This window comes from Ruegeria spongiae (genome assembly GCF_023502395.1).
Classification (GTDB): domain Bacteria; phylum Pseudomonadota; class Alphaproteobacteria; order Rhodobacterales; family Rhodobacteraceae; genus Ruegeria_C; species Ruegeria_C spongiae.
This window is the reverse complement of record NZ_JAMFMB010000012.1, coordinates 90,887-111,755: the sequence shown is the minus strand read 5'-3', so window position 1 is coordinate 111,755 and position 20,869 is coordinate 90,887. Positions and strand designations below refer to the sequence as shown.

Below are 20,869 nucleotides of genomic sequence, written 5' to 3'. Positions count from 1 at the left end.
ACAACAACCACAACCCAAAGCAATAGCCACCAGAAAACAACGAAATCCACACGTCACGTGCGCTGGAATTACCCATGAAAGGTTGATTGCCAAAGAACCTATGGCGGATTTGGTTTATGCCGGTGAGCGTGGTGGTGGAGGTGAGTGCGTCTCAATGTTTTTAGTTTTTTTAATATATATAAGTTTTCTCACGCGTAATAGGGCTATCACCACCCTCACCCCCTCCACCACATCCTTTATTTTCAAATAGTTATATGGATAAATAGTGGTGAGTTTGGGGTGACTGTGGTGACTTTTAGATGCCGATGCGGTGTTTTTTGCCTCATCCCTTCTCTGCCGGGCTACTGCAGAGGCCGCCTTATTATCCTGTCCTTGGGCAATCAGGGTGATTTTTTTGCACCTCACAGCACCCGGGGCGCGGGACAGAAAGCGTGAGATTGGAGGCACCGATGGCCCCGGCGATGAGGTGGATGAACAAGGCTTGACAACGAACAGCCGCTGTGAACGACATATTGGCGCTTTCTACAGAGACCACCGCACAATGACTGCCCGCTGCGTCCAATTGAGACTGGCCAGCGATTGGCCGTAGCTGATGGCCAATCATGCGAATTTGTTTTGAAGCACCCACGTTTGGCCGCTTGGGGCATAGGGCCAGTTGCGCCTTAGCATCATCACCAACACAGAGGGCGGTTAAGTGCTGGGCTACCGATATCCATATGTCAATATATTCGTGACTTACCCATCACTGGTCCATATGTTGTGCTAAACAGCAGCATCGTGACTTGAGTCGGTCGTCTCCGGTCATTCACGGTGTAAGCCATAAGCGCATCTGCAACGGGGGGTCGAGCCAGTGTCGTCGGACGTATTCTTGAGCAAACTTGCACGGCTCCGTTCCGGTAAGGCTCCACGCGTTCTCGATCTGTTTGCTGGCTGCGGCGGGCTGTCCCTAGGCTTTCATTCAGCAGGCTTCGAGATCGTCGGCGCTGTGGAACATGACCCGGATGCTGCCCGCTCGCACGGGCTAAATTTTCATCCCGGCAAAGACGCTCATGCCAAGGCCATAGATATTACAGAAACAGGCCCCGACGAGCTTGCTCGAACCTTGGAACTCGGAGAGACATCCCAAGCCGTTGATATCATCATCGGTGGGCCACCCTGTCAGGCCTTTGCACGTGTCGGTCGGCCAAAGCTGCGTGAAGTGGACGCCCATCCTGAAGCTTTCAGGCGCGATCCGCGCGCAAGGCTTTACCAGGAATACTTACATTATGTTGAGGCCTTCAAGCCGGTGGCTGTTCTCATGGAAAACGTCCCCGATGTCCTCAATCACGGCGGGCAAAACCTCGCAGAAGAAATCTGCGAAGTCCTCGAAGATAAGGGCTATATCGCCGGATATACACTTTTGAATGCGTCCTATTACGGCGTGCCGCAAATGCGTGAGCGCATGTTCCTCATGGCCTATCGCCGTGACGCTGTTGACCAGATCGTTTTTCCTAAACCCACCCATTGGGTGCAACTTCCGTCCGGCTATGAGGGATCGCGCGCCGTTGCGCTCAAATTCCTTAAAAAAGACGGCCTCTTAGAGGACGCTTTTGACTATATCGCACCGCCGGAGGCTAAACCCGACCTCAGCCCAGCGGTCACAGCGCGTCAAGCCCTTGGAGACCTGCCGCGCATCGATGCTCGCAAAGAAATGGCCGAGGGTCGGCTTAAACGCGGTGCAAGGCGTTTTGATCAGCTCATCCCCTATGGCCACGCCTCGAAGCTCTCAGACTACGCCAATACAATGCGCTCCTGGCCGGGCTTTGAAGCTGGAAACGCCCTGTCTGATCACGTGATCCGATTTTTGCCACGCGATTACCCCTTATTCGCCCGGCTTGAACCCGGCGACCAATATCCGCAAGCCTTCGCTCAGGCCAAAGTTATGTTTGAAGAAGCGCTCCAAAAACTTGCAGCTCAGAGCAAGCCCCTCAAAGAGGGCAGCGCTGCTTATGAGGCGCTCCGAAAATCCATCGTCCCGCCCTATGATCCGGGGAAATTTCCCAATAAATGGCGCAAGATGTGGGCCGATGCCCCGGCTAGGACTCTCATGGCCCACCTTGGCAAAGATAGCTATAGCCACATCCACTATGACCACGCCCAGGCGCGGACCATCTCCGTGCGAGAAGCAGCACGCCTGCAGTCTTTCCCAGATGGATTTGCCTTTTCTGGCACGATGAACCCAGCGTTTAGGCAAATCGGTAACGCCGTCCCACCGCTCATGGCAAAAGCTATTGCGACGCAAATGGCGGCCACATTAATGCAAGAATCTCAAGAAAGCGACTATGGACATTACAAAGCGGCAGGAGCTCTACAGGCAAGCGCTTAAAAGCGACCCAAGCGCAACGAAGAATACGAGCTTTCGCGATGCGCTTGGTGTCTCCAACAGCGCCAAAATCATTGGCCGAGGACTTTTCTGCTTTAACCTCAACCTCGAAAACCTTGCGCCAAGCGTCGATCAGTTGATCGTTCACTGTCTTTTGCGCTTTCCGCCAGAAGACGAGATTTACTTTTCGATCATCATCAAAGCCGATATGCCGCAACTCCGCGCCCGTCTCGCTGAGATGAAGGCAGTTGGCACCTCTAAACCCTGGAAGCGCGCCTCAGATGCTAGCGATGCAGAAGAAATCGAAGAGACTGGTACTAACGACGCACCCAATGGAGCAGAAGCCACATCAGATTCCGCTACAACCGTGTCCGATGGCGCAACCGTCGCAGGGGCCGCTTCCGCACAATCGCCAGATAGCCTCGACTACGCTGCAAAAAACAACAACGTCAAAGGCTATTTGGCACAAGACGGTCAGCTCTATCTTCGCAACAAAGGCTTCTTTGACGAATTGCCAGAGGATTTGAGCAGTATCAGCCGTCCGGTCAAAGTTGAAAAAATCGTCTTTGCTATCTATCCACCAGCAGCAGCGGCTAGGCGATCACTGCTGGCCCGCGAGTTTGTCGGCTATCTTGGCAGCCTTATCGGACGAGAAAACATCCACGAAGCACGCTCGATTTGGCCTGCGGCCAACGCGGTCAGCCCTGAAATGGCCCGCATGCCAGACAGTCTGGCACTTCCTGATATCGAAACGGCGGTTAGCGCTCTTGGTGGGCATTATCCCAATGGCGAGCTCACACGCTATCATGCGGGGCTCAACTTTCTCAAACACAAGCATTTCGTCATTCTCTCCGGGCTTTCTGGCACTGGCAAAACCCAGCTTGCTCTACTTTATGCGCGGGCCATCCACGGTAAAGCAACGCGTGACGCCGATGATCCCTTCCTCTTTGTTTGCCCTGTCAGGCCGGAATGGACCGATCCAGCAGGATTGACAGGTTACTATGATGTGCTGACCGATCGATATGTAGTGCCTCCTTTCCTGGAAGCTGTGCTGGTCGCAACAGCGTTCAGGGATTCGCCCGTCTTCGTCATCCTAGACGAGATGAACCTTGCCCGTGTCGAATATTACTTTTCAGACGTGCTTTCCGCTATTGAGACAGGTGAGCCGCTACCACTCCACTCAAACGGCGTGCCGCTTGAGGGATCAACTGGAAGCAGCATCCCGGCTTCAATCCCGCTACCGCCAAACCTCTTCATTACCGGCACCATAAATATCGATGAAACCACCAACCCGGTCAGCGACAAAGTGCTCGACCGAGCTATTCTCATTGAAATGAACGACGTTGATGTGGACGGTTTCATCACCAAGATCGAGACCAAGCAACCAGCTCTTGCGGCAGCGTGCAGCGCTTGCCGCCCATATCTTAATGCTATGCAAAGCGCGATGAGTGCGCACAGCCTAGGCTTTGGCTACCGTTTGATCAGTGAAGTGATCACCTATCATGACTTTGCCGTGCAGAAGCTCGGCCAAGGCTCCGATGATGTGCTTGACCAGCTGATGGTTCAAAAGCTCCTGGTCAAGCTCCGGGGCTCTGAAGCGCAGCGCTCGCTTCTTGATGATCTTGCAAAGCAGCTCGCATCGCTGCCGCGCTCTAGGACTCTTGTCGACAGTCTTACCGCTGAACTGGACGAATACGGTGCCTTTCAGGCCAGCCGCTAGGGCGTCGGGGTACATGTCCTCGCTGCATATTATCTCGGAAGACACGGGCGCATCCTGGCAAATCTGGCCAGCCCCCGATATCATCCCAGCTGGAGAAATCCGCGAGGTGCGCAGCTATATCTTTGAGCTCCGCGACAGTGATCGCGTCCAGGATATCGATCTCCTTATCGATGGGCTGCCGCTCGAAGCTCTAAGAGTGCGAACACCGCGCACCGCACGCTGGCGGTGGCAGACGGGTTTCCACGCAGGAGAAGTGGCTGCTGAACTCAAAACACCGGGTCGCACTCCCATACGGTTTGAGCTAACCACCGATCCCGACCGCAAAAAACTCACGCGTAGCGACTTCGATACCATGCTCAGCGATATCTTGCATGACAGCTTTGCCCTGTTTGCCCTAACCAATTTCCGCAAAGGCATCAAACAGGACATCAGCACGAAGCCACCCGCCATTGCCCGGCTCGAATATCTACGATCCCGCATGGACGCACTTGAATGCGTCATCAAAGAAATTGAGCGCCGTCCACGCCGTCATCTCAGGTCGGAAGAGCGCATCATTCCCTACCACCAAATGCGCAAAGCAACCGGCAATGAAGTGATCCGTTCCTTTGCCGGTGGCCGTGTTGCCCGCGTGCCACCAAATACTCGCCTGCCATCAACGCTTCGCGGCTTTCTGCCAAAGGATTTCCGGGTTCAAGAACGGTTCAGCTCCTTTGATCTGCCAGAACATCGGCAAATGGCAGCCGTGCTTGCCTCTTGGGCTTCATGGCTCACCGCATCCGCCGAGCAGCTTGAAACTGTGAGTAAACCCCGTGATCCCGAAACCAGCCAATCAGCTGCCCTTTGGGCCAATCGTTGTCGCCGTCTAGCAAAACGAGTGCATGTGATGCGCGAGGCTGCTCCCTTGAAGGACCTGCCGCATGCATCACCGCAGCTCCAACTGACATCTCTGTTTCGTAGCGATCCCAACTACCGCAAGTTCTACAAGCTCTATCAGGAGTTCAATCTAGGCCTTGCCTCTGTTTTTGGGGACTTCCTCAACCTGCCCTTGGCGCGCACCTTCGACCTCTATGAACTTTGGTGTTTCTTACGGCTAGTGCATGCCGGAGTAAGGGAATTTGGCCCCGCGGCTGTTGATTTTAAAAATCTGTTCATCGGTAATAGCGCGGGCGGGCTTACCATTGCCGCAAGCGCTGTCACCGTCAACGTCTCCTCCAGTTGGGAGCTCATGTTCCAAAAGCGCTATGAAGAATTCTGGAAGGCCGATGACAAGCGGGGCTCATTCAGCCGTACTATGACACCCGATATCGTTTTAGCAGGGCCAAACTCAATTAGCCCAGGTCCATCCAAGCTCATCGTGCTCGATGCCAAATACCGGATCGACACAGCCCTTAATGACGCCATCAGCTCGATCCACACTTATCGCGATGCCTTGGTTGAAGACGTCGGAGGGAGCGATTTTCCAGGTATCGTGCAAGCGGCCTATCTGCTCACACCCCATATCCCGGACACTAGCCAGTCGGATTATCAAGAAACCGCGATGCCAGGACGTCTGTTTCATCCCGACTACCGTTCTACCTTCCGATTTGGCGCGGCAACACTTAAACCGGGCATGCCGCTAGCTGAAATTTGCGCTTGCTTGCGCGCCATTATAAAAGATGCACGCAGCAATGCGGCATCGCCATGACCCAGGACAGAGCAAGATGGATGTCCTAACACCAGAGCAGCGTCAGAAGAACATGAAGGCCATCCGCAGTCGTGGCACAAAACCTGAACGCATTTTGGGGCGTGGACTGCATGCGCGAGGCTTCCGCTATCGCCTGAATGTCGCCCGCTTGCCGGGATCACCAGATTTGGTATTCGCAAAGCACAGTGCAGTGATATTCGCTCATGGGTGCTTCTGGCACGGGCACAATTGTCATTTGTTCAAAATACCGAGCACAAGACGAGACTTCTGGCTGGCCAAGATCAAGGCCAACGCGGCCCGCGATCAGCGCGATGCCGATGCCCTTGTCAATCTCCAATGGCGCGTCATGACCGTTTGGGAATGTGCACTTCGCGGGCGGCGCAAACAGCCGCTAGATTTTGTGCTAGACAAGTGCGCGGCGTTTCTAACAGGCGATCATCAGCGTGACGAAATCAAAAACTTGTCAGATCAGGACACTATCACGAACCCACTAGCTTAACTTCCCCAAATCTATCCACTCACCCGACCGACACGACCATTGCTTGGCCGGTTTTGATCATGAACACGGGCAAAATATGAGAAATATCGACCAGATGATGAAGCTTGCAGCGTAGACCGCCTAGACTGGTGCTGGTCCATATTCTTTGGCCCTGGCCAAAACACGTGCGGAGGCTGGCAAATACCATGCGTTCATCCGCTTATCCCAAGATCGATTGGCAATAAACCCATCCCAATCAAACTCATAGACGCGATCAAGCGTCCAATCATCATTTAGCTTCACCACCAAGATAAACTCAAACAGCTGCTTATCCGGCGCATCCGCATCAGGATAGACTGTGCCTGTTTTCTTACCCTTACAAACCGTCTTGATCGAGTATCGCTCGCCCTTGCGAGAGATCGCATCGATATTAGCCGTTCCGGTCGGTGCCGCAAGCAGGTTCGGGCATCCGGGCGTCACATTGAACAAATCAATGACCAACTTCTCACCGACCGCACCAACAGTCAGCGCCAGACCGCGTGCCCGCATCTGAACCTCAACGGCTGCACGCAGTTGCAAGAGTTCGTCATCCGGCAAATGGGTCAGATCATCAACCGACCACAGGCCAAGCTGCTTTAGTTCCTCCGCTTTTCTTGCCTTAGTCTGCTCAGCCAACCCATATGTCCCTTACAATGCGACTACAAAAACGATTGTCAGATCAATAGTATTGAGAGCATTTATAGGCAAGGCTACGTCCAGCGCGAATGCGGCTCTCCGCGCTCTGCCTTCTGCCGTGTAACGAGATCAGCACGTTCGTCCTGAAAATTGGCATAAAGGTCGCGCTAGCCGTGCCCGCGTGCTTGAACCTGCATATCGAGGCGACGGGTCAGCGGTCGATCATACCAGTTCCGAAAATTTTCTGGGGGCTGCCTCTCAAGCGCAAAGATCGTCGCGTTGAAAAAACCAATGTAACGCTTTTACGTGCTGCTGCTAAACCATTGATCTTTAGTGGGCGATAAGTGGCGCATTTTACAGATTTATCAAATAAAAACAGCATCCTAACGTGGATTGCAAATCCGTGTACACCGGTTCGATTCCGGTACTCGCCTCCATTTAATTCCAAGCACTTAGCCAGAATTCCGCGCTCGCATCACCCTGTCGGCATCTTTCTGGGGATCAATCACCTAGGTTGGCTGGGGCAAAATTTTGCTTGATTGAACGCCTGTTGAAGCTGAAGATTTACCCATTCGCGTGTTTACTTTTTTGTGCTTTGTTGGGAGCTATTTCGATGAAAACCCTGTTCACGGTATCCGCCGTCATGCTGGCGTTCTCTGGATCAGCCATGGCTGCTGAGAAACAAATCAAGTCCGCGGCGGACTTTGATTCTAAAGTCGTCGGAAAAACACTCACTTACGGTGACGGAACCCACATCAAGATTGGCGCAGGTTCTTTAAACGGAAAAACCGGCAAAGGTCAGAAGATTAAGGGCGCATGGAACTGGCAGGGCAAGTATTTTTGCCGCAACGTTCAAATCGGCGATAACATGCTTCCAACCGACTGTCAGAAAGTGACACTAGACGGTAACGCAATCACATTCACCCGCGAGAAAGGGAAAGGCAAAGCGAGCCAAGCGTCTCTTCAGTGAACACAGCCAAACATTCCGCGATATTGGAACAGAATGTAGCAGGGCTCTCACAAAAAGCGCCGCCTCCGGGCCGCCATCTTCCGGCACCCTACTTGAAATACTTTGCGTCGATCCTGATGCGCTAACCGCATTCCGCCGCTTGTACAAGATACACCGCCAGCGCCCGTTTGTGTTCAACCAACCGGACCCGGTTTGCCTCCGCCTGTCGTGAACGCCCCTCGGGCGCTTTCGACCCCGTTGATAGCCGGCTATGAAGGCGGCACCGCGCCTTCCCGTCACCGGCTCATTCATGCACAGACCGTCTTTGATCCTAAAGATAATCTCTTTCGGCATCGGTCGCTTGTTTGCCATTGTTGGTCCTCCGTTTCTAAACATGGCGATGCAACAGTTCAGTTGCGGAGGCTCAAAGCCCCGCAACCAATGCCTTGTCGCGAACACCCTACCTCTCAGCTACCGCATGCTGGCGCATGGAATGATCGGCATTAAAAGGTCGCGTTGACCGGAACGTCCTGTCATGTCGACGATCAGACCGGCGCGGCGGCTCCTTTTGGCTGCACTTCATACCCCGGCTCCTCAGGCTCATCATCTGCCATTTCGGCAGGAAAGCCAGGGGCGCGGATGTCGAGGCCTGTGGCCTCTTCCAGCCGCCTGATGATGTTGGGGGACAATTCGCGCGCGCCGAAACGGGTGATGCCGTCGTCAATGATAGCCAACAGAAGCGGGTTAACCTCGAGCGGCACACCGGCGCGGTCGGCCACGTCCTGGAACAGCCCGATATCCTTCTTCACCAGATCCATGGTGAAGGAAATGTCACGCGAGCCGTTCAGGATCACCTGGCTTTCGGTTTCATGTACAAAAGACGTCCCCGACGAGATCGCAATCGCCTCATAGGCGGTATTCAGGTCCATGCCGGCGGCCTTTGCCGTCACCAGCGCCTCGCAGCAAGTCACCAGATTGGCGGTGGCCAGATAGTTGGTGATCACTTTCAGCACCGAGGCAGAGCCCAACTCACCGGTATGCAGGATACGCCGACCCATGGTCTTGAGAAACGGTGCTATCCGTTCGAAGGTGGCGCGATCGCATCCCGCAAAGATCGAGATATTGCCGGTCGCCGCGCGGTGACAGCCGCCTGAAACCGGGCAATCCACCGCCGCCCCGCCCCGCGCGATCACCAGCGCGCCGAGGCGTTTGACCTCGGCCTCATCCGTGGTCGACATCTCCATCCAGATCTTGCCGGTCGCGATCTCGGGCAGCATCTGCTGCATCACCGCATCCGAGGCGGCGGGGGATGGCAGGCAGGTAATGACCGCGTCACAATCACGCATCAGCTGCGCCGGGCTCTCACCCCGTTTTGTCCCACGCGCAACAAATGCATCGACCAGATCGTCGTCCAGATCATGCACGGTCAGATCGGCGCCGTTGCGCAGCAACGACCCCGACAGCTTGCCGCCCACATTCCCCAATCCGATGAACCCTACTTTCATGCCGCCTTCTCCTTCGCGCATTTTGCTCATGCATGCATGGGGATCGGCGCGCGTCATGCCGCTGTGCGACCCCGGCCTGTCGCTTTTTCACCCTTGGGGGCCATGGCTGTCGCGTAGCGCTTGACAACACCGCTCTGCCTGCCGCATGTCGCGGGCGTTGGTGTCCTCGACAGAGGATGAAAAGGGAATGTGCCAGCGGGATGCCCCGCCAAGCACAGCCGCCCCCGCGACCGTGACCGGAGAGGGTGCCCAAAGCCACTGGCCTGATTGGCCGGGAAGGCGGGACAGCCACCGGGGCCGACAGGCCTCGACATCCGCAAGCCGGGAGACCTGCCAGCGCCCGAACTGAAACCGGACGGGGTGTGCCGGTGACGGGTCCATGTCTTGCAGCGTGGCCCGCATGTACCCCGTCCCCCGCAACCCGAGGGGGGATGAGACGTGACCGAGACCGCACCAGTGGAATTGCTGGTCTGCACCACATGCCGCCGTGGCCTGGCCATCGAGGATGACGCCCAGCGTCCCGGCAGGTTGCTGCATGACGCGCTGACCGAGGTCGAGCTGCCCGAAGGCGTGCAACTGAAACCGGTGGAATGCCTGTCAAACTGCGACCAGGGCTGCTCTATCGTGCTGCGCGGCGGCCCGTCGCGCTGGACCTTCGTGTATGAAAACCTCAACGAGGCTGCCGACGTGGACGTGATCGTCGACGGCGTCACCAAATATCACGCGACCGCTGACGGGCTGGTGCCCTGGCGCGAGCGTCCCGTCCATTTCCGCAAGAACTGCGCCGCCCGTATTCCCCCGATTGGAGCCTGAGAATGAGCACCCTCGAAAAACTACCCGTCACCGTCATCACCGGCTTTCTGGGCTCGGGCAAGACCACTTTGGTTCGCCATCTGATGCAGAACCCGCAGGGCAAGCGACTGGCCGTTGTGGTTAACGAGTTCGGCGATGTGGGCGTCGATGGCGACATCCTGAAATCCTGTGCCATCCCCGACTGCCCGGCGGAAAACATCATGGAACTGGCCAATGGCTGCATCTGCTGCACCGTGGCCGATGATTTCATCCCCACGATCGAGGCGCTGATGGCGCTGGAGCCGCGCCCCGATCACATCCTGATCGAAACCTCCGGGCTGGCGCTGCCGAAACCGCTGCTCAAGGCGTTCGACTGGCCCGATATCCGCTCGAAAATCACTGTCGATGGCGTGATCGCGCTGGCCGATGCCGAGGCCGTCGCGGCCGGTCGTTTCGCCCCCAATGTCGAAGCGGTCGACGCCCAGCGCCTGGCCGACGATTCGATTGATCATGAAACGCCTCTGTCGGAGGTGTTCGAAGATCAGATTTCCTGCGCCGACATCATCCTGCTGACCAAGCCCGATCTGGCCGGCCCCGAAGGTGTTGCCAAAGCCCGCGAGATCATCGCAGCCGAGGCCCCGCGCCCACTGCCCGTGGTCGAGGTTGCCGAAGGTGCCGTGGACGTGCGCGTCGTGCTGGGCCTTGAAGCCGCAGCCGAGGATGACATGGACGCGCGTCCCAGCCATCACGACGGCCATGACGATCACGAGCATGACGATTTCGAAAGCATCATCGTCGAACTGCCGGAACAGAGCGATCCGACCCAACTGGTCGCCAATATCGAACGTCTGGCCAAAGAGCTGAACATCCTGCGTGTCAAAGGCTATGCCGCCGTGGCAGGCAAACCGATGCGCCTGCTGGTCCAGGCCGTTGGCGCGCGGGTGCGCCATCAGTACGACCGCCCGTGGAAACCCGATGAAGCGCGCCGCTCGCGGCTGGTGGTCATCGCCGAACATGACGACATCAACGAGGCTGCGATCCGCGATATCCTCGTGGGCGTCGCCGAGCCTGCCGAGTAAGGACCCGCGATGCACGTCGTCTTCCGCGAAAGCCACGGGCTCGAGGAAACCGAGACCCCGACCGATCTGGGCCAGAGCCCGGCGGATCTGGTGGTGCTGTCGTTCTCGGACAGCGACCTTGGCGCTTTTGCGGCGGGCTGGCATCGCGGTGGCGGATCCGAGGGGCGGATGCCAACCCTGCGGCTGGCCAATCTGACGGCGCTGAAGCATCCTCTGTCGGTCGATACCTATGTCGAACAGACGCTGGAGGGGGCCAAGGGCATCCTGATCCGCCTGATCGGGGGGGTGCCGTATTGGCCTTACGGGCTGCAGCAGGTTCTGTCGCTGGCGCAGGCCAAAGGCATCGCCCTGGCGGTGCTGCCTGCGGATGGGCGCAAGGATACGCGGCTGGATGAGTATTCCACCCTGCCCGTCTCGACCCTGCGGCGGCTGGCGCATCTGTGCGACACCGGCGGCGAGGTTGCGGCGCAAGCCGCCCTGGCCCAGATGGCATTGGCGGCGGGGCTTTATGCCGGGCCGGTGATGGGGGCCAAGACGATCCCGGAATGCGGAGCCTGGTGCCCTGATCGCGGTGTGATCCCGGTTGATCAGGCTTTTATCGGCGACGCGAAACGTATTCTGGTGAGTTTCTATCGTGCCTACCTGACCTCGGCCGACACTGCGCCTGTCGCGGCACTGATCCACCGCCTGCGCGCCCGAGGGTTCCAAGCGGTCGGCCTGTTTGCCCCCTCCCTCAAAGCACCCACTTCGGCCGATTGGCTGCGCGAGCAGGTTGTGGCGCTGGCCCCCTCGGCCATCATCAACGCCACGTCCTTTTCGGGCAAAGGTGCCTCGGGCACCTCGCCGCTGGACGCTGCCAATGTGCCGGTGTTCCAGGTCGCTTTGTCCACCGCACGCCGCAAGGCCTGGGCCGAGGCGGAACGCGGGCTGTCCCCCGCCGACCTCGCCATGCATGTGGTATTGCCCGAAGTTGATGGCCGCATCACTGCGGGCATTGCTTCGTTCAAGGAACCGGGCAAGCGCGACCCGCATCTTGAATACTCCCGCTTCGCCCACCGGGCCGAGCCCGAACGCATCGAATCCATCATCGATCGGGTCTCCGGCTGGCTGAACCTGCAGACCACGCCCAAGGCGGATCAGGCCCCGGCGCTGGTGTTGTCGACCTATCCCGGCAAGGACTGGCAGATGGCTCATGCGGTGGGTCTGGACGCGCTGGCCTCGGCTGAGGCGATGTTGTCGGATCTGCAAACCGAAGGCTATGACACCGCACCGGCTGAGCCGATTGCCGACACACTGCTGGATGCGCGGATTTCATGGCCTCTGCAGGACTATCTGACCGCTCTTTTGGACCTGCCGCAACAACTGCGCGACGACCTGCAAACGGTCTGGGGCACCCCCGAGAATGACCCCGTGGTTAAGGATGGCACCTTCCACTTCACCGCCCTGCGACGCGGCAAGGCCTTGGTTGCCCTTCAACCCGAACGCGGCATGCCTGAGCTGCGTGATGACGACTATCACGACCTGTCACGCACCCCGCGCCACAGCTATGTGGCCTTCTACCTGTGGCTGCGCAAAGCCGTGGGCGTGGATGCGCTGATCCATATCGGCGCGCACGGCACGCTGGAATGGCTGCCGGGCAAATCCGTCGCGCTCTCTGCCGATTGCTGGCCCGAAGCGCTGATCCGTGATCTGCCAGTGATCTACCCTTTCATTGTCAACGACCCGGGCGAGGCCGCGCAGGCCAAACGCCGGATCGGGGCCGTCACTTTGGGCCATATCCCGCCGCCCATGCGCACAAGCGACACGCCGGACCGGATGGTGCGGCTGGAATCGCTGCTCGACGAGTTCTCGAACGCCGACGGGCTGGACCCCAGACGCCGCGACCGGCTGCAGGGTGATATCCGCGACGAGGCGCAGGCGATCGGGCTGGAAAACGATCTGGGCCTTGATCAGGCCACCTGCAGTGCCGAGGCCATCACCCGCATCGACCGCTTTGTCTGTGACATCAAGGAAAGCCAGTTCGGCGACGGGCTGCACATCTTTGGCCGTGTGCCCGAAGTGGCAGGCCCCTTCGATGCCGCACAGTCGGCGCACGCCGAACGTCAGGGGCTGCTGGATGCGCTCGCGGGCAGACGGATCGAGGCTGGTCCCTCGGGCTCGCCTTATCGGGGCCGCGACGACGTGCTGCCCACCGGGCGCAACCTTTACACCACCGACCCCCGTTCGGTGCCGACACGGGCAGCCTATGCCCAAGGCGTGAAGCTGGCCGAAGAACTGGTGCGGCGGCATCTGCAGGAAGAGGGCGACTATCCCAAGGGGCTGATCGTTGACCTGTGGGGTTCGGCCACCATGCGCACCGCAGGCGAGGAATTCGCCATGGCGCTGCATCTGCTGGGGGTAAAGCCGATCTGGGATGCCGGGTCCGAGCGGGTTTCGGGCATCGAAGTGCTGCCAATCACCGATCTGGACCGCCCGCGTCTGGACGTGACCCTGCGCGTCTCGGGTCTGTTCCGCGATGTGTTCCCGACGCTGTCCGCGCTTTATGGTCAAGCGGTTCGGGCACTGTCCGAACGGGATGAAGCGCCGGATTGGAACCCTTATGCCGGCCATGCCCCTGCCGTGCGGGTCTATGGCCCGGCCCCGGGCAGTTACGGGTTGAACATGACGCATCTGTCGGAAACCTATACCGACGAGGCCCGCACGCAGGCGGGCGAGGCTTGGCTGGACGCCAGTTCCTTTGCGCTTGAAGGCGAACATATCGCACGCGATGTCGAAGGGATCACCCAGCGCGTCACCAACGCGGACAGTTTCGTCCACTTGCAGGACCTGACTGAAACCGACCTGCTGCTGGCCAATGACTATGCCACCCATGAAGCGGGGTTCGCCGCCGCCAAGAAGGTGACCGGTGGCACCGCCCGGCTTTATCACCTCGACAATACCAATCCTGAGAAACCCCGCGCCCGCACCCTGCCGGAGGAAATCAGCCGTGTTGTTCATGCCCGCGCCGCCAATCCGGGCTGGATCGCCGGGATGCAGCGGCACGGCTTTCGTGGGGCGGCCGAAATCGCGGCGACGCTGGATCATATGGCATCTTTCGCGCACCTGTCGGGCACGGTCGCGCCACATCTTTTCGATCTCTATCACGATGCCACGCTGGGCAACGCCGAGGTGGATGCCTTTTTGCAAGAGACCAACCCAAAGGCGCATCTGGCCATGCAGGACAGGTTCCGCGCCCTGTTCGAGGCCGGGCTGTGGGACACGCGCCGCAACTCGATCCGCGCCGGGCTGGAGGCAGGGCCATGACCACACCGATCGTACAGGGCTGGTGCCCCGGCGCCCATCGCCCGATGATGTCGGGCGACGGGCTGGTGGTGCGGGTGCGGCCTCGGCTGGCGCGGCTGTCAGCGGATCAGGCCATCGGGCTATGTGACGCGGCCGAGCGCTTTGGCAATGGCACGATCGACCTGACCAACCGCGCCAATCTGCAATTGCGCGGGGTGGCGGAGGCCAACCATCCGGCCCTGCTTGGTGCGTTGTCGGATCTCAACCTGCTGGATGCCGAGCCCGGGATCGAGGTAAAGCGCAACATTCTGGTCTCACCGCTCTATCAGCAGGACGACCTGACGGCGCGGCTGACGCAGAACCTGATCGACCGGCTGGGCGAGGCGCCCACCTTGCCCGCGAAATTCGGATTTGCGATCGATACCGGCCCCGAGCGCCTGCTGGCCCGGGACTCGGCCGATATCCGGGTCGAGCGTGGTCAGGACGGCCTGATCCTGCGGGCTGACGGGGCCGAAACCGGGCGCGCCGTGACCGAACGCGACGCGATCACCCGGCTGATCGAACTTGCCTGCTGGTTCTCGGAAAATACCACGCAGGACACACGCCGCATGGCGCGGCTGGTTGCCTCTGCGGGCCTGCCCGCCACATGGCGGGGCTGCGCGCCGGGCCCGCTCGGCACACGCATCGAACCGGGCCAGACCGCGCTGGGCCCGCTCTATGGCGCGCCCTTTGGCCAGCTTCCGGCACGGGCCTTGTCCGAGCTGATCAGGGCGTCAGGGGCGGCGGGGGTGCGCGTCACGCCCTGGCGGCTGTTCCTGCTGGAAGGCGGGGCGGCGCTCACAACTGCGGAGTTCGTGACCAGTGGCACCGATCCGCTGCTGACAACCGACGCCTGCCCCGGCGCCCCGCTCTGCCCGCAGGCGCAGGTGGAAACGCGGGCGCTGGCCCGGGCATTGGCCCCACGTACAGGCGGTGCCCTGCATGTGTCGGGATGCGCCAAGGGTTGCGCCCGCTTGGGGTCCGCCGATGTCACGCTTGTCGGCAATGCCGGACGATTTGATCTTGTCAAACGGGGCCGCGCGGGGGATGAGCCCTGCCAGCGCGGCCTGACGGCCAACGACCTCATGAGTATGGACCTGACCTGATGCCTTATGAATACGAAACCGACGGCGCGGCGATCTACAAGCAGAGCTTTGCCACGATCCGGTCCGAGGCCGATCTGGCCCGTTTCGACGCCGATGAGGAACAGGTGGCCGTCCGCATGATCCACGCCGCTGGCATGGTCGGGCTGGAAGAGTTCGTGCGTTTCTCGCCCGGTTTCGTCCCCACCGCCCGCACCGCTCTGGAGGCGGGCGCGCCGATCTTGTGCGACGCACGGATGGTCAGCGAGGGTGTGACCCGTTTTCGCCTGCCCAACGAAAACGAGGTGATCTGCACCCTGCATGACGACCGGGTGCTCCCGCTGGCAGCCGAGATGGGCAATACCCGCTCAGCCGCGGCGCTGGAGCTGTGGCGACCACATCTGGGCGGCGCGCTGGTGGCTATCGGCAACGCGCCCACGGCGCTGTTTCACCTGCTCAACATGCTCGAAGACCCCGATTGCCCCCGCCCCGCCGCCATCATCGGTTGCCCGGTGGGCTTTGTCGGCGCTGTCGAAAGCAAGGACGCATTGTGGGACGCGCAGCCGGTACCGTCCTGCATCGTCAAGGGCCGTCTGGGCGGCTCTGCCATCACCGTGGCCGCAATCAACGCCATCGCGAGCCGCGCCGAATGAGCGTTGGCACCATATTTGGCGTCGGCCTCGGCCCCGGCGACCCGGACCTGATGAGCGTCCGGGCCGACCGTCTGCTGCGCGGCGCGCAGCATGTGGCCTATTTCCGCAAGGCGGGCCGTACCGGGCAGGCACGCAAAATCGTCAATGGCATGATCCCGGACGACGCCACCGAATTTCCGATGGAATACCCGGTAACCACCGAGATCCCGGTCAGTGATCCGCGCTACAACGAACTGCTGGCGGGTTTCTACGAAGACTGCACCGCGCGGCTGAAGGCACTGTCGGATCAGGGCCAGAACGTGGTGGTTCTCTGCGAGGGAGATCCGTTCTTTTACGGCTCTTTCATGCATCTTTACAGTCGTTTGCGCGACGAAGCTCCGGTAGAGGTCGTGCCCGCCATCACCGGCATGTCGGGCGCATGGACGGCGACGGGCGATCCGATCACCTGGGGTGACGATGTACTGACCGTGTTGGTCGGCACTCTGCCCGAACCGGTGCTGGCGGAACGCATGACGCAGACCGACGCGCTGGTGGTGATGAAGATCGGACGCAATATCGACAAGGTGAAACGGGCGCTGACATCCGCCGGACTCTATGACCGCGCCTGGATCGTCGAATATGCCCAGATGCCCAATCAGACGGTCACAAAGCTCAGCGAAGCCTGTGACGGCATCACGCCCTATTTCTCGATCATCATTGTGCATGGTCAAGGACGGCGGCCATGAGCGGATGGGTCAAAATCGCGGGGCTCGGCCCCGGCGATGCCGCTCTGGTCACGCCCGAGGTCAGCGACGCGCTGGCCGAGGCCACCGATGTGGTGGGCTACATCCCTTACGTTGCGCGCGTGGCCGAGCGCGCGGGGCTGACCCTGCACGCCAGCGACAACCGGGTTGAGATCGACCGCTCGCAGCATGCGCTGCAGATGGCGGCTGAGGGCAAGCGCGTGGTCGTGGTGTCCTCTGGTGATCCGGGGGTGTTTGCGATGGCCTCAGCCGTCTTCGAGGCGGTGGAAAACGGCCCGGAAAATTGGCGCGATCTGGAGATTTCGGTGCTGCCGGGCATCACCGCCATGCTCGCCGCTTCGGCCCGTGCGGGCGCGCCGCTGGGGCATGATTTCTGCACCATCAACCTCAGCGACAACCTCAAACCCTGGGGCCTGATCGAAAGGCGGTTGCGCCTTGCCGCGCAGGCGGATTTTGCGATGGCCTTCTACAACCCGCGCTCGAAGTCCCGCCCGGAAGGGTTTGTGAAAACGCTGGAAATCCTGCGCGAGGAATGTGAACCCGGGCGGCTGATCCTGTTTGCGCGCGCCGTTTCGACCCCGGATGAGGTGCTGAACATTTCAACCCTTGCCGAGGCCACACCCGAAATGGCCGATATGCGCACCATTGTGATCGTCGGCTCTTCCCGCACACGGATCATCGAACGGCAAGGCAGCCCAATCCTTTACACGCCAAGGTTCACCCCGGAATGAGCGAGCCAGTCCAGAACCTGATCCGGCGTGGCGCATTCCCTGCGCGCAGGCAGGACGGGCCGGTCGATCATCAACACCGGCAGGCCCAGCGCCCGCGCCGCATCGATCTTGGCGCGCGCACCGCTGCCACCGGCATTCTTGGAGACCACCAATTGAGTACCGTGGCGGGTCATGAGCGCGATATCCTCCTCCAGCGAGAAGGGGCCGCGCGCGACCACCACGTCCGCATGCGGCAGCGGGATGTGCTGCGGCGCATCCACCAATCGCAGCAGGTAGTTGTGCTGGGGCTGAGCGGCAAAATCGTCGAGATGCAGGCGTCCAACCGCAAGAAAGACGCGCTGACCGGGCCCGGAAAGCGCGGCGACCGCGTCGTCGATACTGGCGACGCGCTGCCATCTGTCGCGCGCGCCGTCCTCCCATGCCGGGCGCACCAGTGCCGCCAGGGCAATGCCGGTCTCCGCGCAGGAAGCAATGGCGTTGCGGCTCATCTGCGCGGCAAAGGGATGGGTGGCGTCGATTACATGCGTCACGCCCGTCTCACGAATGTAAGCGCTCAGACCGTCGGCACCGCCAAAGCCGCCGATCCGTGTCGGCAGCGGCTGCGGGCGCGGTGTCTCCACCCGGCCCGCATAGGAATAGGTGGCGTTCAGACCCCGCGCAGCGACGGTGCGAGCCAGCGTGTTGGCCTCGGTTGTGCCACCCAGGATCAGAATGTTGGGGTTCGTGGGGTGCGACATGGCTGAGCGTCCGTGGCTGACCGTGATCGGGTTGGGCGAAGATGGACCGGATGGCCTGTCCCCCGCAAGTCGTCAAATTCTCGTCAGCGCAGAGGTGGTGATGGGCCCGCCCCGCCACCTGTCGCTGATCCCCGACAGCGCGGCAGAGCGGGTGGAGTGGCCGGTGCCGTTTGCCGATGGCCTGCCACTCCTCGAAGGTCTGCGCGGCAAGCGGGTTGTGGTGCTGGCCTCGGGCGATCCGTTCTGGTTTGGCGCGGGCAGTGTGATTGCGCGACACTTCAGGCCGGACGAGTGGACCGCCCTGCCCGGGCAATCAAGTTTCTCGCTCGCCGCATCCCGGCTGGCATGGCGCTTGGAGAAGGTCCTGACATTCGGCCTGCATGCGGCACCCTTGACCCGCCTGCGCCCGTATCTGGCACCGGGCGCGCGCGCGTTGGTCCTGCTGCGCGATGGTGCGGCGGTGCGCGAACTAGCGGCGTGGCTGACGGATAGCGGGTTCGGAGAAAGCCGCGTGCATGTGCTGGAAGCGCTTGGCGGTCCACGGGAACGGAGCCGTGAAGCGACCGCCGAGGCTCTGGCCTTTGACGACATTCAGCACCCGGTCTGCGTCGGGCTTGAGGCTTTTGGTAGCGGTCGCGCCCTGCCCCGGTCCAGCGGGTTGCCGGACGATGTTTTCGAGACCGACGGGCAGATCACCAAACGCCCGATCCGGGCGCTGACCCTGTCGGCGCTGGCCCCGAAACCGGGTGAACATTTGTGGGATATCGGCGGCGGCAGCGGCTCGATCGGGATCGAGTGGCTGCTGAGCCATGACAGCGTGACGGCCACCGCGGTCGAGCCCCGCGCCGACCGGGCGGAGCGCATCCGCCGCAACGCCGACGCTCTGGGTGTCGACCGCCTGAACGTGGTGCAGGGCGAAGCGCCGGGTGCGCTGGCCGGGTTGCCGATGCCGGATGTCGTCTTTGTCGGCGGCGGATTGAGCGTGGCGCTGCTGGAATGGCTGAAAGCCTATCTGCCAAGTGGCGCAAGGCTCGTTGCCAATGCGGTGACGCTGGAAAGCGAGGCGCTGCTGGCCGTCTGGCACGAAAAATTCGGCGGTGATCTGATGCGCATCGAATTGGCCAACGCCGCCCCGCTGGGGCCGCGCCGGGGCTGGAAAGCGGCCTATCCGGTAGTGCAATGGAGCGTGACGCTATGATTGTGGCCGGATTCGGATTTGCCTCTGCCGCGACGGCGGAAAGTCTGCATGATGTCTATCACCGCGCGGCGCGTGACCACTTTGTCACCGCGCTGGCCACTGCCGAGGACAAGGCCGCCCACCCGGCGCTGAGCGCTTTGGCCGCAGATTTGCATCTGCCTGTTCTGCGCGTGGGTGCCGCAGCGCTGAGCGCTGCCAGAACACTCACCCAATCACACCGCAGCGCAACCGAGCGCGGCACTGGCAGCGTGGCCGAGGCCGCCGCCCTTGCCGGTGCCGGACCGGATGCGCGGCTGATCGCTCCCAGACATATCTCGACCGACCGCCTCGCCACCTGTGCGGTCGCTATCGGAGGACAGACATGACCGTTCATTTCATTGGTGCCGGACCGGGTGCCGCCGACCTGCTGACCCTGCGCGGTCGCGACATCATCGCCGCCTGCCCGGTCTGCCTCTATGCCGGATCGCTGGTGCCCGAGGAAATCCTTGCCCACTGCCCCGAAGGTGCAAAGATCGTGAACACCGCATCAATGGATCTGGATCAGATCATGGGTGAGATCGCTGCCGCCCATGCCGAGGGCAAGGATGTGGCGCGGCTGCATTCCGGAGACCTGTCGGTCTGGTCCGCCATGGGAGAGCAGATCAGGCGCCTGAAAGAGATGGGGATTCCCGTCAGCGTCACCCCCGGTGTGCCCTCCTTCGCCGCCGCCGCTGCTGCTTTGGGCACCGAATTGACCCTGCCCGGACTGGCGCAATCGGTGGTGCTGACCCGCACACCGGGGCGCGCCTCGTCGATGCCCGAAGGGGAGACGCTGGAGAATTTCGCACGCACCGGTGCGACGCTGGCCATCCACCTGTCGATCGGCAATCTCGACACGGTCATCACTGATCTGATCCCCGCTTATGGCGCCGACTGCCCGGTGGCCGTGGTCTATCGCGCCAGCTGGCCCGATGAGCGGATCATCCGCGCCACGCTGGACACGCTGAAAGAAGCGCTGGACGCGAGCATCTCACGCACCGCTCTCATACTGGTCGGCCCGGCACTGGCAGGCGAAGGCTTTGACGAAAGCTGTCTTTATTCCAAGACCTATGACCGCCGCTATCGCCCGCAAAGCGCCGAAAGCCCCTGGTCAAGCTGGAACCATGGTGATGACTGAGGCG

18 protein-coding genes, 1 tRNA gene and 1 riboswitch are annotated in these 20,869 nt (G+C 60.7%); of the genes, 16 read left to right on the top strand and 3 right to left on the bottom strand.

The genetic code is table 11. The features are described 5' to 3' along the window. Positions 1-868 precede the first annotated feature (868 nt). The 4 genes from M3P21_RS11330 to M3P21_RS11315 are packed head-to-tail and all read left to right on the top strand — an operon-like array spanning position 869 to position 6,265. Positions 869-2,365 (top strand): DNA cytosine methyltransferase, encoded by a 1,497-nt coding sequence (locus M3P21_RS11330; RefSeq protein WP_249710093.1) that lies wholly within the window; start codon positions 869-871, stop codon positions 2,363-2,365. Next, the gene (locus tag M3P21_RS11325) at positions 2,322-4,082 is read left to right on the top strand and encodes an McrB family protein (RefSeq protein ID WP_249710091.1); all 1,761 of its coding nucleotides are present in this window, start codon (positions 2,322-2,324) and stop codon (positions 4,080-4,082) included. The genes M3P21_RS11330 and M3P21_RS11325 overlap by 44 nt, the downstream gene beginning before the upstream one ends. A gap of 13 nt (positions 4,083-4,095) precedes the next feature. Further along, entirely contained in the window at positions 4,096-5,766 is a 1,671-nt protein-coding gene (locus M3P21_RS11320; RefSeq protein ID WP_249710090.1) for a DUF2357 domain-containing protein, read from the top strand. 16 nt (positions 5,767-5,782) lie between these two features. After that, positions 5,783-6,265: a very short patch repair endonuclease gene (locus M3P21_RS11315; RefSeq protein WP_249710089.1), complete on the top strand. Its 483-nt coding sequence runs from the start codon at positions 5,783-5,785 to the stop codon at positions 6,263-6,265. Between the two features lie 120 nt (positions 6,266-6,385). On the opposite strand, the gene M3P21_RS11310 is transcribed toward M3P21_RS11315, so the two are convergent. After that, entirely contained in the window at positions 6,386-6,919 is a 534-nt protein-coding gene (locus M3P21_RS11310; RefSeq protein WP_249710088.1) for a hypothetical protein, read from the bottom strand. Positions 6,920-7,255: 336 nt separating this feature from the next. Between M3P21_RS11310 and M3P21_RS11305 the strand changes: the two genes are divergently transcribed. After that, positions 7,256-7,356: transfer RNA gene (locus M3P21_RS11305), tRNA-Ser, on the top strand. A 176-nt stretch (positions 7,357-7,532) separates the two neighbouring features. Further along, positions 7,533-7,889 (top strand): hypothetical protein, encoded by a 357-nt coding sequence (locus M3P21_RS11300; protein ID WP_249710087.1) that lies wholly within the window; start codon positions 7,533-7,535, stop codon positions 7,887-7,889. A gap of 524 nt (positions 7,890-8,413) precedes the next feature. Here the strand turns inward: M3P21_RS11300 and M3P21_RS11295 are convergent. Then, on the bottom strand, positions 8,414-9,373 hold the full coding sequence (locus M3P21_RS11295) for an NAD(P)-dependent oxidoreductase (protein WP_249710086.1): 960 nt from the start codon (positions 9,371-9,373) through the stop codon (positions 8,414-8,416). A gap of 141 nt (positions 9,374-9,514) precedes the next feature. Beyond that, positions 9,515-9,725, top strand: a riboswitch (cobalamin riboswitch). An 86-nt stretch (positions 9,726-9,811) separates the two neighbouring features. Here M3P21_RS11295 and M3P21_RS11290 point away from each other — a divergent pair. Genes M3P21_RS11290 through cobJ form a run of 7 tightly spaced genes read left to right on the top strand, consistent with a single transcriptional unit; the run spans position 9,812 to position 17,774 of the window. Continuing rightward, positions 9,812-10,186, top strand: a complete 375-nt coding sequence (locus tag M3P21_RS11290; RefSeq protein ID WP_249710085.1) for a DUF1636 family protein — start codon at positions 9,812-9,814, stop codon at positions 10,184-10,186. A 2-nt stretch (positions 10,187-10,188) separates the two neighbouring features. Next, entirely contained in the window at positions 10,189-11,244 is a 1,056-nt protein-coding gene (cobW, locus tag M3P21_RS11285) for a cobalamin biosynthesis protein CobW (RefSeq protein WP_249710084.1), read from the top strand. A gap of 9 nt (positions 11,245-11,253) precedes the next feature. After that, the gene (cobN, locus tag M3P21_RS11280) at positions 11,254-14,547 is read left to right on the top strand and encodes a cobaltochelatase subunit CobN (RefSeq protein ID WP_249710082.1); all 3,294 of its coding nucleotides are present in this window, start codon (positions 11,254-11,256) and stop codon (positions 14,545-14,547) included. After that, the gene (locus tag M3P21_RS11275) at positions 14,544-15,671 is read left to right on the top strand and encodes a ferredoxin-like domain-containing protein (protein ID WP_249710080.1); all 1,128 of its coding nucleotides are present in this window, start codon (positions 14,544-14,546) and stop codon (positions 15,669-15,671) included. Before cobN ends, M3P21_RS11275 begins: the two co-directional genes overlap by 4 nt. Then, a complete protein-coding gene (locus tag M3P21_RS11270) occupies positions 15,671-16,300 on the top strand; it encodes a precorrin-8X methylmutase (RefSeq protein WP_249710078.1) in 630 nt (209 codons plus the stop codon). Before M3P21_RS11275 ends, M3P21_RS11270 begins: the two co-directional genes overlap by 1 nt. After that, entirely contained in the window at positions 16,297-17,025 is a 729-nt protein-coding gene (locus M3P21_RS11265; RefSeq protein WP_249710077.1) for a precorrin-2 C(20)-methyltransferase, read from the top strand. Before M3P21_RS11270 ends, M3P21_RS11265 begins: the two co-directional genes overlap by 4 nt. After that, a complete protein-coding gene (gene cobJ / locus M3P21_RS11260; protein WP_249710076.1) occupies positions 17,022-17,774 on the top strand; it encodes a precorrin-3B C(17)-methyltransferase in 753 nt (250 codons plus the stop codon). The genes M3P21_RS11265 and cobJ overlap by 4 nt, the downstream gene beginning before the upstream one ends. On the opposite strand, the gene M3P21_RS11255 is transcribed toward cobJ, so the two are convergent. After that, on the bottom strand, positions 17,747-18,511 hold the full coding sequence (locus M3P21_RS11255; protein ID WP_249710075.1) for a cobalt-precorrin-6A reductase: 765 nt from the start codon (positions 18,509-18,511) through the stop codon (positions 17,747-17,749). The genes cobJ and M3P21_RS11255 overlap by 28 nt on opposite strands. On the opposite strand from M3P21_RS11255, the gene cbiE reads away from it, so the two are divergent. From cbiE to cobM, 3 genes are read left to right on the top strand one after another with little or no spacing between them, the layout of a single operon-like run. Further along, a complete protein-coding gene (gene cbiE, locus M3P21_RS11250; protein WP_249710074.1) occupies positions 18,510-19,709 on the top strand; it encodes a precorrin-6y C5,15-methyltransferase (decarboxylating) subunit CbiE in 1,200 nt (399 codons plus the stop codon). The genes M3P21_RS11255 and cbiE overlap by 2 nt on opposite strands. Continuing rightward, positions 19,706-20,074: a cobalamin biosynthesis protein gene (locus M3P21_RS11245; protein ID WP_249710073.1), complete on the top strand. Its 369-nt coding sequence runs from the start codon at positions 19,706-19,708 to the stop codon at positions 20,072-20,074. Before cbiE ends, M3P21_RS11245 begins: the two co-directional genes overlap by 4 nt. Next, positions 20,071-20,865, top strand: a complete 795-nt coding sequence (gene cobM, locus M3P21_RS11240) for a precorrin-4 C(11)-methyltransferase (RefSeq protein WP_249710072.1) — start codon at positions 20,071-20,073, stop codon at positions 20,863-20,865. Before M3P21_RS11245 ends, cobM begins: the two co-directional genes overlap by 4 nt. The last annotated feature ends 4 nt before the right edge of the window (positions 20,866-20,869 follow it).